We start from the raw sequence: 15,763 nt of genomic DNA, 5'->3' as shown, positions 1-15,763 counted from the left end.
AACCATGACTAAAATACCACCATACTTAGTGGCATATTAAGACAGAATATTCATATATTTCAATTTTTACTATATTTATGTTCTAGACCATTTTTTTATTGTTTTAGATTGTTTCTTACCTAGGAAGTTATATGCCCAACTGGCCACCAGACCCTAATAAACGTCCTGATAATTCAGAAAATCAGCCGGTAACATCGCAGCAAATCTCGCCTAATCAGCCAAGTGGACAAGAATGGCGTCTCATTGAAAAAACTTTATTAGCCAGTGTAGAAGAGCAGCGCCGCTCAAGGCGTTGGAGTATCTTTTTCAAATTGCTCACTTTCGGTTATATCCTATTGTTATTTTTAACGGTAGGTCGTAGTTGCACTAGTGAAGCGCCCTCTGGTCTGGACGGAATTGATACCAGTAAGCCACATTTAGCCGTAGTTGAACTACAAGGGACGATAAGTAACGCTGACGCTGCCAATGCCTATGACATTAGCAAAGCATTGACGCGCGCCTTTGAAAATAACAACTCAAAAGCGGTAGCGCTAGAGATTAACTCACCTGGTGGGTCTCCGGTACAATCAGATGAAATCTGGCAAACCATGATGGACTTGCGTCAAGAGTATCCAGATAAGAAGCTCTATGCTGTTATTGGTGATATTGGTGCATCTGGTGCTTATTATATTGCATCAGCTGCAGATGAGATTTATGTTAATCCATCAAGTTTAGTGGGTTCTATTGGCGTCATTATGCCAAGCTATAATATCGAAAGCCTGATGGACAAAGTAGGTGTTGAAGATCGTACTATCACGGCTGGCGAGTATAAAGATATCTTGAGCCTGTCACGTCCGTTAAGTAACTACGAAGAGCAACATGTCGAAAAAGTCCTCGCTAATACGCATAAGCACTTTATCAATGCCGTAAAAGAAGGTCGTGGCGACCGTTTGAAAAATCCAGAAGACAACAAACTATTCTCAGGATTGTTTTGGACTGGTGAGCAATCGATAGCTTTAGGATTAGCCGACAAGACTGGTAGTATTGCAAGTTTGGAAAGAGATTTAAAATTAGACAATGTGGTTAACTATACGCCGATGGATCCGTTCCAAATGTTTATGGATCGCTTCGCAGTCAAACTAGGCGCAGGCGTTGGTTCAAGTATCAATCTTGATGTATTACCGCAAGAAGATGGTAACGTGCAAATGCGTTAAGCATTTTATGTTTTATATTTAATGTGTATGATTGTTGAGGCTGAGCATATAGTTATGCTCAGCCTTAGTTATATATGATGTTTCATAATTCTAAATAACGTACCAAATAATAATATGAACCAATGAGAGCCTGTCATGAGTGAAATCAATTTGCAGACCTTTGCATCGTTGCCTGTATCCAAAATAACCCAGAAGCCGGTCATCCATTTTGCCCATGCCAATGGGATGCCAAGTGCGGTCTATCAACCATTCTTTGAGAAGTTGGCTGAGTTTTTTACGATTGAATATATACCGATGCTAGGTGGAGATCCAAATTATCCTGTTGATAATCATTGGCGCAGTCTAACCCAGCAGATTATCGATAGTGCACAGACTGCCTGCGAAAAACATGGTGTTACGCAAGTGATAGGAGTTGGGCATTCACTTGGTGCTATGTGTACCTTGCAGGCGTTATACCGTGCACCCGAAATCTTTAGTCAAGCGGTACTCATGGACCCGCCTTGGATTTATGGCAAGTCCAGTTTGATTTGGCATGTGGCAAAGGCGGCTGACAAGCTACCCCTGATGGATAATCGCATGATGGATAAGTTGTCACCATCCGGAATATCTAAGAATCGTCGTGACGTTTGGGACAGTCGTGCAGATGCTTACAAGAAGATGCGTCATAAAGGTTTTTTTAAGCATTTTGATGAACGTAGTTTTGAGGGCTATATTCAGCATGGCTTATGTGAGCGCGCAGATGGTAAAGTAACGTTGGCAATCCCTAAAGACAGTGAGGTTGCTGTGTTTCGTACCAATCCATCTTGGTACTGGTTATCTCCTAATCGCAGGCCTAAACCGCCAGTTACGCTAATTATTGGAGAAGATAGTATATTTTTAAAGCGTCGTTTCCCGCAGCAAATACAAACACGGCTGGGTATTCCTTACGAAACGCATGCAGGTGGTCATATGTTTCCACTTGAGCATCCAGAGTCTGTAGCATTACAGGTATTAACATTAATTAAGCAGCAACTGCCAACGTAAAGGCTAGATATTATTAATATTAATTTTCTATTAGAATTGACAGTTTACCGTTTTGAGTCATAACGTTATGCCAAACCATGCCACCGCTTCGAACGATGTATTGACACTGCAGTCTAAGCGTTTACCATTATTTTCACGCTTAGGTGCATTCCTACTTGTTATAGGGATGGTCATCGCTTTTTTTGGCAGTCAATTGATTGGGATATATATCGCTGGCAAGCTATGGTTGCCCATCGTCAAAAACTCAACAGTGGGTGATATATTCTTTTTTGGTAGTAATGATGGGACAGTAGTAAGCGCATCGATTATTATTAGCTGCGTGTTACTAATGGCACTCAGCTATTTGATTGTGCGCTTAAAATCTGGTGACATGCGTCAGTATTTAGCACTCAAACCGTTCTCAATAGCAGTCGGCATGGGTGTGCTTGGATTGCTATTGATATTTATGATTGGCAGTCAGGCATTGACTTACTTGTTGGATAAATCACCACTGGTCTTCGTAGATCCTTTATATCAATCTGTCAGTTCAGTGTGGTTGTTAATCTTTGCAATGGTGATTGTCGCACCGATATATGAAGAGTTGGTTTTTCGCGGTATATTATGGTCAGCCATTGCTGAGCAGTTTGCTGCAACGTCATATTCGAAGCAGCGCGGTACACTGGTAGCGAGTATCGTGACTAGCCTTATATTTGCCATTATTCATCTGCAATATGGTATTTATGAAATCACTACTATCGTAGTACTAGCATTTATATTTTGCTACGCGCGGATCAAGTCAGGCTCGCTAATACTGCCAATGCTATTACACATTATTAATAATGGTGTTGCTATGTGGCAGTATTTAGCACAAGTGGCTTAGTCAAAAATCTGTTTAGCCAAAATAAGTTTAATCAAAACAGTCTTACCCAAGACAAACTACGCATCAGGGTTTAACTGTAGAACCTCCGATGCTGCCTGCTTGATGTCTTCAATCGTTAAATGAGGCTTACCACTTAACGCTTGTCGCCACTTGCGTGCGCCAGTCATTCCTTGGAACAGTCCTAAATAGTGTCGCGCCATCGTAGAGAGTGCTTCACCTTTTGCGACCTGTTCATCCAGATATGGATACAGCTGCGCTAAAATATCTGAGCGCTTGGGTACAGGTTGCCCCCATAAGCCATTGGCTTCTGCTAATAGATAAGGGTTGTGATAAAAGGCTCGTCCGATCATAACGCCATCAATGTGCTGCAAGTGCGCTGCAATATCGGCTATTGTATCGATACCACCGTTAATTTCGATCTCAAGCTCTGGAAAATCTTGCTTGAGACGATAGACATCATCATAACGTAGCGGCGGTATCTCACGGTTCTGCTTAGGACTAAGACCTTGTAGCCATGCGGTACGTGCATGAACGATAAAGCGCGTGCAACCAGCAGCGGCCACAGTTTGTACAAAATCTGCCATGAACTCATAACTGTCAAAATCATCAATACCAATGCGATGCTTAACCGTCACTGGAATATCGACAGCAGCCTGCATGTGCTTCACTAAATCAGCGACCGTATGGGGTTCTGCCATTAGGCAAGCGCCAATCTTATTATGCTGTACGCGGTCAGAGGGGCAGCCAACATTGATATTGACCTCGTCGTAACCATGCTGCTGGGCAAATTCAGCACACTGAGTCATTTCGGTAGTGTCTGCACCTCCTAGCTGCAATACAACAGGATGCTCAAGTGCATCAAAGCGTAAATGCCGCGCACGGTTGCCATGGATTAACGCACCGGTACTGATCATCTCGGTGTATAAATAAACTTGCGGATTAAAGAGCCGCGCAAAGTAACGATAATCTGTCGTTGTCCAGTCAATCATCGGTGCGACTGAGAGTCGTTTATTGGTCATATCAACCATGGTTGTTAAGCCTTAATATTTTATTTTTTAAATATTTATATTGGATGCAATGGGTTAAAAAGATTATTACACTCAACTTTTAAACAAAGAAGTTATAAAAATGAATAATAGGTAAGTTGAATAATACCGATGCTAAATAAGCTGATTGATTTTTTTATATTCGGGCAAATTATAAAAATAAACCCCCATAATAATTCCAATACAGCCGATAAAAGCGATGTACAGTGCTGGTGAAAAACTTACAAACGTAGTGGCATAGCCAAGCCCAAAAGGTACTGATACGCCTACAATACCATAGGTCACGTTGTAGCAAAACGCCATTCCTGTTAGGCGTACATTGGTCGGAAATAACTGTACGAAAATAGCTGGCACCATTCCAACAATGCCAGCACAAAATCCTAAGAGTGCATACATGATTAAAATATAATCGCCACCAGCCTGCATATGGTAAAAAAAGGCAAACATTTGAGCGATTAGTAAGATAGAACCAGCGACTAAAATTTTACCGAAATTTTGATAGTTAGATAGTATTCCATAAAACACACAACCAAAAATCATAAACACAATACCTAAGCTGTGTGAAAACCCAAACAAATCTTTGTCCAAGCTAAAGCGCAATTCAATCAAATCTGGGAGCAATAGTACGATTACGGTAGTAATGCTAGAAATAATCAAAGTTAACATCATGCCGATAAATATTGAATGTTTACAATGCTTAAAGAGTAATGTGAATGGTTTGGCAACATAGTTACTAGGCTTTGACTTGTTCATCTCTAAAAAAAACGGTGACTCGTCAATAAAGCGCCATGCCAATAATGGCAAAAAGCTCATGGCCGCTGCAACAAAAAATGGCAAGCGCCAACCATAAGTGGTTAGTTGCTCAGGAGTCATAGAACCAGTCAGCCATACAAAAAAAGCGTTGGAGAGTAGCACACCTATAAAAAAACTGGCGGTCACATAACTACAGCCAACTGATAAATACTGCCGTGGTACATGCTCTGCCACAAAAACCCAAGCTAATGGCACATAAAGACCAAACGCCATGCCTTGTATAAGCCTTAATATTATAAATAAGGCTGGAGCTACTAATCCCCATTGTGCATACGTTGGCAAACATGCCATTGCCAGCAAACTACCTGCGATGATCAGCATACTGATTAATAAAGTCGGCTTACGGCCCTTGATATCACCATATCGACCAAGAATGATGCCACCAAGCGGTCGTGCCAAATAGCCCACGGCAAAAAGCCCAATTCCTCGAAGTTTTAGAACATCAGGATTGGTACTAGCGGGGAAAAAAGCAGAGGACACAATGTCTGCAATATATAAATAGATCAGAAAGTCGAAAAAAGCAATAGCGCTGCAAAAGCAGATAAATAGAACGATATTTTTGTCTTTAGAAGACATTAGTGCATATTGAGAACGAGACGGCATAATAGATCACGCATCCACATATTAAAGTGGTTGTTAAGACGGTCATCATGGAGATAACCGGCCATAATGAAAAGCGGCAAACCAACATAATTAGATGCTGATTTGCCGAAAAAATAAATTAGAACGTTTTAAGCTAAGAGGATTTTGCTTGAAAGCTCACTAACCAATTTAAGGACATCTTTAGAAATTAAACAGTTTTAAATTTTATAATAGCCAGTCGATAGGTAGCCAAGACATGATAGTGAGCCATACGTGGTCAGAGAAACCTACTCGTGGCTCTGAATTATAAACCACCTTTTTACCATCTTCGATGGTATGCCACTGTAATTGATTGTTATCTATTAACTTTACTTCATAAGCTTGACTCAATAGATCATCACTAAGCGCCTCATGCAACTGACTGGCTAGCTCATCATCATTGATAATTACACCCATTTCAGTATTAATATTGGCTGAACGTGGATCAACATTATAAGAGCCAATGAAGACCTGATGGTCATCTACAGCAAAAGTCTTAGCATGTAAGCTGGTTGATGACTGACTGCGCGCTTTCCATAATTTATTTTCGCGTTTCTCTTCACTAGCAGTCGATTTTAGCTCATATATTTTGACACCAGCACCCAGCAAGTGAGGACGCCATTTACTATAACCAGAATGCACTGCAGTCACGTCAGTAGCATCAAAAGAGTTGGTCAAAATCTTTATATCGATACCTGATTCTGCCAACTGTACTAGAGTATCTACTCCATCCTTAGTTGGGACAAAGTACGATGAAATGATAGTGAGTTTTTTAGACGGACTGCCTAATAAGGTACGTAATTGATGAACCAAGTTGCTGTCGGTAGGAACTGTTTTGGTCAATTTGCCAACGTCATCACTCAAAAACTGCATGTCTGTCCAACGAAATGGCACGCGTTTATTGACCAAATCAACATCAATAGAGGAGTCTTCAATAGCTGTTTTGTAGATAGCTAAACTGCTGCGTGAACTACTCTTTTCATCTTCATCTAACTTATCTAAACCGATTAAAAAATTACTGGTAGTCCCTTTATCTAGAGTGACCAGCGTTTCAATATCGAAGGATATCGGTGCTGACCAGTAGCTCATAAAGCTATTATCAATATCTGCAACTACTTTGCCGATGAGCAGCACATCTAAATCAGCAAATTGACTGTTTTGATCATTACTAAGATACTCATTGCCAATGTTACGACCGCCAATAACGGTAATCTGCTTATCGAAAGTCATGCTTTTATTATGCATACGCCGGTTGATACGTGGTAGGCCAGTGACAAAGTTCATCGCTTGGAACTTGCGGTGCATCAAAGGATTAATAATACGTACAGCAATATTTGGATGACTGGCAAAACGCAGTAAATGCTGATCAAATTTTGCATCGTTATTAAAGTCATCGAGCAACAAGCGTACAATAACTCCGCGCTCAGCTGCTTCCCATAAGTCTTTCAATAGTAATTGACCTGCCTGATCGTCATGCCAAATATAGTACTGCACATCAATACTGCGAGTAGCCATATCAGTCAAAATGCTACGTGAGGCAAAAGCGTTCGCACCAGTTACAATCGGATGATAGCCTGATAACTCAGGGTGAATGTCATTTTGTTCACTAATGGCTGCAACCAAGTCGGTATTACTAATGTCAGTATTTTTACTTTGAGAGCTGTCTAGGCTACTGTCTTGTTGGTATAAAGCATTAACGCGCGCTGATAGCGCTTGGCTTTCAGGCAAATGTGGCTGCTTTGGCAAGCTTTGGCATCCACTAAGGCCTAAGGTTAGTCCAAGTGTTAGACTCAGCGTCAAGCTGCTTGGCTCTATACTTAACATCGACATAACTGGTTTACCTTAATGAGCTTAAAAAAGTGAGCTTAAAAATATACTGGAATTTATACAGACTAATGTAGAGTAATAATAGCATTGTTTATGAGCTATATAATAGCAACGTTTAGAACACGAATTAAATCGCTGCTTAGCTTAGCAGGTGTCGCAATATCTGCCTATTAAAAATACGTTATTTTTCTTAGACTGAGATATTGATCGAGTTGAAGCGACAACTTATCTTAAGCTCTATTGCTTGGCAAGATAGTTTTCAAAAATAACCTTTTAGGAATACTCAAAACTAATCATCAATTTTAGCTGTCTTGAAAGATATAGGTAGTTAGCAGCGATACCTGAAAGCTACTAACTAAACCTACTAACTAAACCTACTAACTAAACCTACTAACTAAACCTACTAACTGAAATCTAATGTCTGAAATATAGTGGCATGATATGATAAACGCCTTCATCAATCTATAATTAGAAAGATAAGCAGTAATCTCAATACTCACCATAGCAACGGAAAACTTATGAGTCAGTCGCAAGTGCAAGATGAAAGTAATCTAAATAAATTAGATCCAAACTGGCGTAATGATGCCTTAGATTTAGGCCTCGATTATGGTATGCAGACCATTGCGGTTCGTGCAGGGCAACACCGTACTGACGAGGGCGAGCACTCCGAACCTATATTTACTACCAGCTCTTATGTCTATACTTCAGCAAGCGATGCCGCCGCGCATTTTGATGGCACCAAGACTGGTAACGTCTATTCACGGCATACCAATCCTAGCGTGCGCACCTTTGAGCGTCGTTTAGCAGCACTTGAAAATGGCGAGCGCGCTGTCGCTACAGCTTCAGGCATGGGCGCAATTTTGACCATGTGCTTAGCCTACTTAAAGGCAGGCGATCATCTGCTTGCCGCCAATCAATTATTTGGCTCATCTATTGGGCTGTTTAATAATTATATGGCTAAGTTCGGCGTTGAGGTTAGCTACGTCGATTGTTTCGATAATGATGCATGGGCAAATGCCATACAACCAAATACTAAAGTGATTTATTGCGAAAGCCCGAGCAATCCTTTGGCACAGATTTGTGATATCGGTTATTTAAGTCAGCTCTGTAAAGCCAATGATGTGTTACTAGTCGTTGATAATTGTTTTGCTACGCCAGCGCTGCAACGCCCATTAGATTTGGGTGCTGATGTGGTGATTCATTCTGCAACCAAATACTTAGACGGGCAGGGTCGAGTATTGGGTGGTGCGCTGGTCGGTAGTGATAAGCTGATGCAAGAGGCATTTACAGTTGTGCGCTCAGGCGGTATCAGTATGAGTCCGTTTAATGCATGGGTCTTTACCAAAGGACTTGAGACACTTAAATTACGTATGCAAGCTCACTGTGCCAATACTAATAAAGTAGCAGCGTTCTTGGTCAGTCATCCTAACGTCAGTAAAGTGCACTTTTCAGGACTCTCTGATCACCCATCTCACGAGCTTACCAAGCGTCAACATCATATGAATGAAGGCTATGGCGCCATCATGGGTTTTGAAGTTGAGGCATCTGCTCATGCGGATAGCCGTGATCCAAAGGTTGCTGCTTGGCATGTTATCGACTCGACTCAAATGGTCTCTATCACCAACAACTTAGGGGATGCCAAAACCACCATTACGCATCCTGCGACCACAACTCATTTTCGACTGACACCTGAGGCGCGCGCTGAGGCTGGTGTCAAAGATGGGCTTATCCGTTTGTCGGTAGGTCTAGAAGATGTAGAAGATATTATCAAAGATTTGGCACGTGGTTTAGACAGTTTATAAAGATGACGGTATAATCAACGTTATCGTATCAATTTTATGATTAACAGCTATTCATCATTTATCATTCATTACTATAAAAGAAAGAGGCAATTATGAACATTCAAGCACTTATGCAACAAGCACAAACGATGCAAAAGAAAGTTGAAGCTAATGTTGAGACGGCAAAAAAGGATTTAGCTAATAAAGAAGTCCATGCAGAAGCGGGTAGTGGTCTAGTAAAAGTCACTATGACTGGTCGTCATGTGGTCAAGCGCTTAAGTATTGATCCAAGCTTGCTTGAAGATGAGCCTGATATGATCGAAGACTTAATCGCTGCTGCTATCAATGATGCGGTTCGTCAAGCAGATGAGCTATACGAAGAAACAATGGCTGGCGCGACTTCAGGCATGGGTCTACCACCAGGTATGCAAGGTTTATTCTAAGCCTTAATTTGCGGTAAATACTGCATATTGAAGACAATAATGGGGTTGTTATCTATAGGATGCGACCCCATTTTTATAGCTACGGTTTATAGATAAAGGAAGCAACTTTGCTTACAGCCAAATTTGATCAGCTGGTTAAACAGCTGCGTATTTTACCGGGTGTCGGTCAAAAGAGCGCTCAGCGCATGGCGTTACATCTGCTCACTAAGAAACGTCCACAAGGTATGGCACTTGCTCAAGCACTTGATGAGGCAATGCGTGATATCGTTGAATGTCAGCGTTGTCATAGCTTTAGTGATGATGCAGTTTGCCCGCTGTGCCAAGATCCAAGACGCGATGATGGGATACTGTGTGTGGTCGAGACCGCTGCTGACGTTATGGCAATTGAGCAGACTGCAGGCTACCGTGGACGCTATTTTGTCTTAGGTGGGCATCTGTCACCGATTGATGGTATCAGCGCTGATGATTTAAATATTGACCAATTGGTATGGCGCGTCAAACAAGAACCAGTCGAAGAGCTCATACTGGCAACGGGTACTACTGTTGAAGGTCAGACGACTGCGCACTTTATTAGTGAGGCTGTCAGTCGTCACGTCAATAAAGTCACGCGTTTGGCACAAGGCGTACCTATGGGCGGTGAACTTGAATATCTTGATAGTATGACTCTTGGGCAAGCTCTACAAAATCGCTCTTTTTTATAATAAAAATAAGTCATGTATCTTTTGGATTGGTACATAGCAGCTCTCAGAATTTAAATTTCTAAGCGCTTATTTATCATTTTATACTTGGTGTTGTTATACTAAGCGTTTTGAACTAAGCATTTCAAACTAAGTATCGTGTTTTGCTATAATAATTTAATTTTCTATCTCTAAGCGCTATTGTTAGCGCTTTATTCTCTTTTATCTATGCAGGTATCTGCCCGTGTCTGACCTTAGCTCTTTTGATTCAACCTCCCAAACCCACTATTCTCAAGATAGTGATTTGCAATCTAACCCGACTGAAAGTGTTAATGATAGCCAGATGCGCGCAGTTGCTAATTTAGCAGCAGTGCCTGCCGAGCCAGATATTGATGCATTACTAGATGTAGCGGATGAGGCGTCTGTCACTTGGGTGCGGGAACAAGAGCAATTAGACGAAGTCATTAGGGCCTTGGAGGTTTGTGGACGAGTAGCTCTAGATACTGAGTTTATCAAGCGTGATACTTATTATCCGCGTTTGGCACTCGTGCAGCTAAATACGGGCGATCATATTTATTTGTTAGATGCGCCGCAGTTACAATTAGCTGAACTTTGGCAAGCGCTAAGTAAAGTTGATGTTGCAATTTGGCATGCTTGCGGAGAAGATTTAGGTATTTTTTATCTACTATCTGGTTGTCCGCCATTGACCAATATTTTTGATACGCAGATTGCCTTATCTTATTTAACTGGGCAGCTACAAATGGGCTATCAGCAAGCACTTGATGATCAGTTGGATATGCATATTGATAAAGAACAAAGTCAATCTGATTGGTTGCAACGCCCATTATCAGATGAGCAAGAGCAATATGCAATTGATGATGTACGTTTTTTACCAGCGCTATATTTGAGCCTTGAATATGAGTTAAAAAGACAAGGTCTGTTTGAATATGTATGGGCAGATTGCCAGTTGTATGCTTATGAGCTATACCAAACGCAGCATGTAGAAGATGAGGCCATGTACTTAACGATGGCAGATTATCGCTATAATTCGCAACAAATGGCGATATTGCAAGCGGTTGCTACTTGGCGTGAAGCGCTGGCACGTTCGACCAATCAGCCGCGTACTTTTGTGATTAAAAAACAAGCAGTGCGTGAGATTATCACCGAAAAGCCAACCAGTATGCGTGAGCTTGCCCATAAGACAACAATTCACCGTAGTATGTTGCGTCTTTATGGTGAAGAGTTGCTAAAGGTCATCAAAGAAGCAAAAAACCTAGCGCCTGTTGAGCATCCAGAGTGCTTACTACCGCCATACCGCTCTAAAAATAAAGTGCTGTCAAAAGCCGTTCAACAAGCGGTAGATGCACAAGCAGAAAAAATTGGCGTGCCAGCTAACGTGCTTATGCGCAAAAAATGGCTGGGGCAGCTTTACGAAGTGATTGCCTTTGATAAAGATTTAGCAGAACTACCGCAAGGCTTAAAGGGCTGGCGCAATGATTGGGTAATGCAAACTTTAATTCCTGTCATTAAAAAGCATAAAACAGAATTGCAGCAAGGTATGGGTATCAACGTTTAAATCTTCCATACTGTAGGAAATATTCTGTTTGCGCCGCCACTGACTCATTAACTAACATGCCTGTATGTGAGACGGGCATGACAATATGGTCAGTAGCAGCATCAATTTTAGTCTCCTTTACATATACCGTCCCATCATGCACAAGCTCCTGCTCAAGTTGCGATCGGCCTGCTTTACGCAGCTTGCGATTATGATATTGCAAAAATAGCTGCCCCAAGCCATAGGGCTTATTGCCCGCAATCACGCCCAAAGTAACATGTTCTGGCAATGTCGCAACCGTCCCATCCAATGCATCAACATATGAGCGACCTACGACAATAGGGGTCAATCGCCAAATGTAATCGGCACAAACGCTACCAACATGCGGTGTCCCGAGGGTCACGCAGCGTCCAATCTGCCACTTTGGGTAATGATAAACAAAATCGCGAATAATCAAGCCACCTAAACTATGCCCGACCAAATCTATCGGCAGGTCGGGATGATGGTTATGCTCAAGCCATGTATTGAGACGCTGACTATTGGTTGTGATGCCATCACGCATACTACGGTAGCTGTATTGATGAGTATCAAAACCTGCTGCTTGTAAGCGTTTAGCCAATGGCCGCATAATCCATGCGGTTTGATGTAAGCCATGAATAAGAATGACCCGGTTTTTCTGTTGCATGATATTGTCCAAAAAAGCTATTTTATTACAGTGAGTTAAGCTAATTTCTATCGCCTTCAGCTTTTATTATATCGCTAAATAATAGGATTGTTTATCGGTGATGTTATAGTCGATTTAGTTTAAAATTTATACCAGCATAACGCTATTTTGAACGTACTTGTTTTATGTTGAACTGACTATAAATATTATATACATAAATAGTAAACAAAATAAAAACCTCCAAATCAGCTACTGACTTGGAGGTTTGTTTTTATATAAGACAATGTATTGAGACGACTTTTTGTATATCAAATACTACATGTAGTTCTCGATACTTGGGCAAGAACACATCAGGTTCTTATCACCATAAGCATCATCGACGCGTGCCACACTTGGCCAGAACTTGTGAGCACGGACATAAGGTAGCGGGAACGCAGCAGTATCACGGCTGTATGGATGCGTCCATTCGCTATCAGTAATCATAGAAGCTGTATGCGGTGCATTGACCAATGGGTTGTCTTCTAGTGTCCAATTATCTTCGCCTGCTTTAGCTTTCATTGCTTCAGCTTTGATAGATTTTAAGGCACTAATAAAGCGATCTAGCTCTTCTTTAGATTCAGACTCTGTTGGTTCAATCATCAACGTACCTGATACTGGGAAGCTCATCGTTGGTGCATGGAAGCCATAATCCATTAAGCGTTTAGCGATATCACTCTCACTGATGCCCGTCTCTTCTTTTAGCGGACGAATATCAATGATACATTCATGCGCGACTTGACCATTTTTACCAGTATATAAAACAGGGTAGTGGTCTTTAAGCTGAGAGGCAACATAGTTGGCATTTAATAGCGCCAGATTGGTTGCTTCAAGCAAGCCATCACGGCCCATCATCGCGATATACATCCACGAGATTGGTAAAATGCTCGCTGAACCATACGGTGCTGCTGATACTGCTGAACAGTCCTTTTGAGCGTTATGGACTGGACTGATGGTATGGTTGGCCATAAATGGTGCCAAATGCGCCTGCATACCGATAGGACCCATGCCAGGACCGCCGCCGCCATGTGGAATACAGAATGTCTTGTGCAAGTTCATATGTAGTACATCTGCACCAACGTCAGCAGGCTGCATGATACCAACCTGAGCGTTCATGTTAGCGCCATCCATGTAGACTTGACCACCATGCTTATGAATAAGGTCACAAATCTTACGGATGCCTTCTTCAAACACGCCATGCGTTGATGGGTAGGTAATCATCAAAGCGCCAAGATTTTTGCTGTGCTCTTCACACTTAGCCGTTAAATCGTCGATATCGACGTTACCGTTATCATCAGTTCTGACCACAACGACTTTCATGCCCATCATCATTGCTGTAGCAGGGTTAGTACCGTGCGCTGATTGAGGAATGAGGCAAACATCGCGGTCAGTTTCACCTAGTGACTCATGATAGCGACGGATAGCAAGAAGACCTGCATATTCACCTGATGCGCCAGAGTTTGGCTGCATAGAAACATCATCGAAACCAGTAATAGCTTTTAGCTGCTCTTGTAAGCTATCGATCATATCGATATAGCCGCTTACTTGGTCACGCGGTGCAAAAGGATGCACGTTTGCAAACTCAGGCCATGTGATAGGTAGCATCTCACTAGTAGCGTTTAGCTTCATTGTACAGCTACCGAGTGGAATCATACTGCGGTTCATCGCCAAATCTTTATCTTCAAGCGACTTTAAATAACGTAGCATTTCATGTTCGGTATGATGCGAGTTAAATACTGGATGCGTTAATATATCATCTGTACGTAAGTGCGCCGCATCTAAAGATACACTGGCCGCTTCAGGTAAGTTATGCGACTTGCTAACGAAAAGCTGAGTTAAGACATTAAAGTCTTTTTCATCACTAATTTCACTAAACGATACACCCAGTTTACTATCGCTCAGACGCCACAGGTTATAGCCAACATTGTCTGCATTTTCAAAGATTTGAGTTGCCATCTTTTCTGAACCGCAATCAACCACAACCATGTCAAAGAATTGCTTATGGACGACATTTAATTGGTTGTCGCTACCTGCATTGCTAATAACATCAGCGAAGGCAGTTGCGAACGCATGAATACGAGTAGCAATACGCTTCACACCGCTTGGGCCATGATAGACGGCATACATGCCAGCAAGGTTGGCAAGCAATACTTGTGAGGTACAGATATTTGAGTTGGCTTTTTCGCGGCGAATATGTTGCTCACGAGTTTGTAGCGCCATACGTAGGGCAGTGTTGCCTTGCGAGTCTTTTGAGACCCCAATGATACGACCAGGTGCTGAACGTTTTGCTTTATCAGAGAAAGCAAAATAGGCAGCGTGTGGACCGCCAAAGCCCATAGGAATACCAAAGCGCTGCGTGCTACCTAATGCAAGGTCTGCACCCATATCAGCAGGTGACTTTAATAACACCAAGCTCATGATATCGCTGACGACTGATGTGTAGGTTTTGTTTTTCTTAACGGCGCTAATAACGTCCGTTAAATCTTTGACATCGCCTTCTTTACCAACATACTGAAATAGTGCACCGAAGTAATCACCAGATTTTGCCAGTTCAAAATCACCAACGATAACTTCCCAACCAAAGTACTTAGCACGGGTATGGATAACGTCTAGCGTTTGTGGGTAGATACGGTCATCAACGAAGAATTGGTTTGATTTGCTTTTGCTCATGCGTTTTGACATTGCCATCGCTTCTGCAGCGGCAGTCGCTTCGTCAAGTAATGAAGCACCAGCAAGCTCAAGTCCAGTCAGATCAATACAAACTTGTTGGAAGTTAAGCAATGCTTCTAGACGACCTTGAGCGATTTCAGCTTGATAAGGCGTGTAAGCAGTATACCAACCTGGATTTTCTAGCACATTACGTTGAATAACGGCTGGCATACGCACAGGCGAGTAACCTTGACCGATATAGCTCTTGTTGACCGTAATGTTATCAGCCATGGCACGTAGTTTGGCAAGGGCTGCATGCTCACTCATCGCGAGCGGCAAGTCTAATTCTTTATGTATGCGTACTGGCTCAGGGACCGTATCATTAATAAAGCTTGCCATGTCGTTATAGCCAATCGCATTTAGCATATCGGCTTGCTTGGTATCGTTAGAACCTAGGTGACGATAAACGAATTCAGTTTCATTAAATAAACCTTTAAAAGTATCAAAGGTAGGTTTTTGAGAATTAGTCATGACAATCCTTAATAGACTGGATAAAAAAGTAATAAGTTAGGATAA

The 15,763-nt window shown here is 41.9% G+C and carries 12 protein-coding genes; 7 read left to right on the top strand and 5 right to left on the bottom strand.

Features of this window, described 5'->3' with window-relative positions; all coding sequences use genetic code 11:
• Window positions 1-131 precede the first annotated feature (131 nt).
• The 3 genes from sppA to ACTQ9S_RS02870 all read left to right on the top strand — a co-directional run bounded on the left by sppA (window position 132) and on the right by ACTQ9S_RS02870 (window position 3,075).
• On the top strand, window positions 132-1,193 hold the full coding sequence (sppA, locus tag ACTQ9S_RS02880; protein WP_068036563.1) for a signal peptide peptidase SppA: 1,062 nt from the start codon (window positions 132-134) through the stop codon (window positions 1,191-1,193).
• A gap of 135 nt (window positions 1,194-1,328) precedes the next feature.
• Window positions 1,329-2,216: an alpha/beta fold hydrolase gene (locus tag ACTQ9S_RS02875; RefSeq protein WP_440453640.1), complete on the top strand. Its 888-nt coding sequence runs from the start codon at window positions 1,329-1,331 to the stop codon at window positions 2,214-2,216.
• Between the two features lie 67 nt (window positions 2,217-2,283).
• The gene (locus ACTQ9S_RS02870; RefSeq protein WP_350657020.1) at window positions 2,284-3,075 is read left to right on the top strand and encodes a CPBP family intramembrane glutamic endopeptidase; all 792 of its coding nucleotides are present in this window, start codon (window positions 2,284-2,286) and stop codon (window positions 3,073-3,075) included.
• Between the two features lie 56 nt (window positions 3,076-3,131).
• Here the strand turns inward: ACTQ9S_RS02870 and dusA are convergent, their stop codons facing one another.
• The 3 genes from dusA to ACTQ9S_RS02855 form a co-directional block, all read right to left on the bottom strand.
• The gene (dusA, locus tag ACTQ9S_RS02865) at window positions 3,132-4,103 is read right to left on the bottom strand and encodes a tRNA dihydrouridine(20/20a) synthase DusA (RefSeq protein WP_350657021.1); all 972 of its coding nucleotides are present in this window, start codon (window positions 4,101-4,103) and stop codon (window positions 3,132-3,134) included.
• A 132-nt stretch (window positions 4,104-4,235) separates the two neighbouring features.
• Window positions 4,236-5,510 carry an MFS transporter gene (locus ACTQ9S_RS02860; protein WP_227514159.1) on the bottom strand — a complete coding sequence of 425 codons (1,275 nt, stop codon included), beginning with the start codon at window positions 5,508-5,510 and terminating at the stop codon, window positions 4,236-4,238.
• 231 nt (window positions 5,511-5,741) lie between these two features.
• A complete protein-coding gene (locus ACTQ9S_RS02855; protein ID WP_068036557.1) occupies window positions 5,742-7,385 on the bottom strand; it encodes a phospholipase D family protein in 1,644 nt (547 codons plus the stop codon).
• Window positions 7,386-7,900: 515 nt separating this feature from the next.
• Here ACTQ9S_RS02855 and ACTQ9S_RS02850 point away from each other — a divergent pair.
• The 4 genes from ACTQ9S_RS02850 to ACTQ9S_RS02835 all read left to right on the top strand — a co-directional run bounded on the left by ACTQ9S_RS02850 (window position 7,901) and on the right by ACTQ9S_RS02835 (window position 11,859).
• Window positions 7,901-9,184 (top strand): O-succinylhomoserine sulfhydrylase, encoded by a 1,284-nt coding sequence (locus ACTQ9S_RS02850; RefSeq protein WP_350657022.1) that lies wholly within the window; start codon window positions 7,901-7,903, stop codon window positions 9,182-9,184.
• A gap of 92 nt (window positions 9,185-9,276) precedes the next feature.
• The gene (locus tag ACTQ9S_RS02845; protein WP_068036555.1) at window positions 9,277-9,606 is read left to right on the top strand and encodes a YbaB/EbfC family nucleoid-associated protein; all 330 of its coding nucleotides are present in this window, start codon (window positions 9,277-9,279) and stop codon (window positions 9,604-9,606) included.
• Between the two features lie 107 nt (window positions 9,607-9,713).
• The gene (gene recR, locus ACTQ9S_RS02840) at window positions 9,714-10,307 is read left to right on the top strand and encodes a recombination mediator RecR (protein WP_350657023.1); all 594 of its coding nucleotides are present in this window, start codon (window positions 9,714-9,716) and stop codon (window positions 10,305-10,307) included.
• Window positions 10,308-10,527: 220 nt separating this feature from the next.
• A complete protein-coding gene (locus ACTQ9S_RS02835) occupies window positions 10,528-11,859 on the top strand; it encodes a ribonuclease D (protein ID WP_350657025.1) in 1,332 nt (443 codons plus the stop codon).
• On the opposite strand, the gene ACTQ9S_RS02830 is transcribed toward ACTQ9S_RS02835, so the two are convergent.
• A complete protein-coding gene (locus ACTQ9S_RS02830) occupies window positions 11,849-12,523 on the bottom strand; it encodes an esterase/lipase family protein (RefSeq protein ID WP_350657026.1) in 675 nt (224 codons plus the stop codon). The two genes, ACTQ9S_RS02835 and ACTQ9S_RS02830, sit on opposite strands and share 11 nt — an antisense overlap.
• Before the next feature lie 294 nt (window positions 12,524-12,817).
• Window positions 12,818-15,718, bottom strand: a complete 2,901-nt coding sequence (gene gcvP, locus ACTQ9S_RS02825; protein WP_068036551.1) for an aminomethyl-transferring glycine dehydrogenase — start codon at window positions 15,716-15,718, stop codon at window positions 12,818-12,820.
• Window positions 15,719-15,763: the final 45 nt, after the last annotated feature.

The organism is Psychrobacter sp. ASPA161_9 (assembly GCF_051970275.1).
Taxonomy (GTDB): Bacteria; Pseudomonadota; Gammaproteobacteria; order Pseudomonadales; family Moraxellaceae; genus Psychrobacter.
Note: the sequence above shows the minus strand (reverse complement) of the source record. Positions and strands in the feature narration are given on the sequence as shown.

Excerpts from the sequence above, each read along its gene's own strand:
- sppA (WP_068036563.1), top strand. The coding sequence starts at position 132 with ATGCCCAACTGGCCACCAGACCCTAATAAACGTCCTGATAATTCAGAA.
- ACTQ9S_RS02855 (WP_068036557.1), bottom strand. The coding sequence starts at position 7,385 with ATGTCGATGTTAAGTATAGAGCCAAGCAGCTTGACGCTGAGTCTAACA.
- ACTQ9S_RS02860 (WP_227514159.1), bottom strand. The coding sequence starts at position 5,510 with ATGTCTTCTAAAGACAAAAATATCGTTCTATTTATCTGCTTTTGCAGC.
- ACTQ9S_RS02845 (WP_068036555.1), top strand. The coding sequence starts at position 9,277 with ATGAACATTCAAGCACTTATGCAACAAGCACAAACGATGCAAAAGAAA.
- ACTQ9S_RS02830 (WP_350657026.1), bottom strand. The coding sequence starts at position 12,523 with ATGCAACAGAAAAACCGGGTCATTCTTATTCATGGCTTACATCAAACC.
- dusA (WP_350657021.1), bottom strand. The coding sequence starts at position 4,103 with ATGGTTGATATGACCAATAAACGACTCTCAGTCGCACCGATGATTGAC.
- ACTQ9S_RS02870 (WP_350657020.1), top strand. The coding sequence starts at position 2,284 with ATGCCAAACCATGCCACCGCTTCGAACGATGTATTGACACTGCAGTCT.
- ACTQ9S_RS02875 (WP_440453640.1), top strand. The coding sequence starts at position 1,329 with ATGAGTGAAATCAATTTGCAGACCTTTGCATCGTTGCCTGTATCCAAA.
- ACTQ9S_RS02850 (WP_350657022.1), top strand. The coding sequence starts at position 7,901 with ATGAGTCAGTCGCAAGTGCAAGATGAAAGTAATCTAAATAAATTAGAT.
- gcvP (WP_068036551.1), bottom strand. The coding sequence starts at position 15,718 with ATGACTAATTCTCAAAAACCTACCTTTGATACTTTTAAAGGTTTATTT.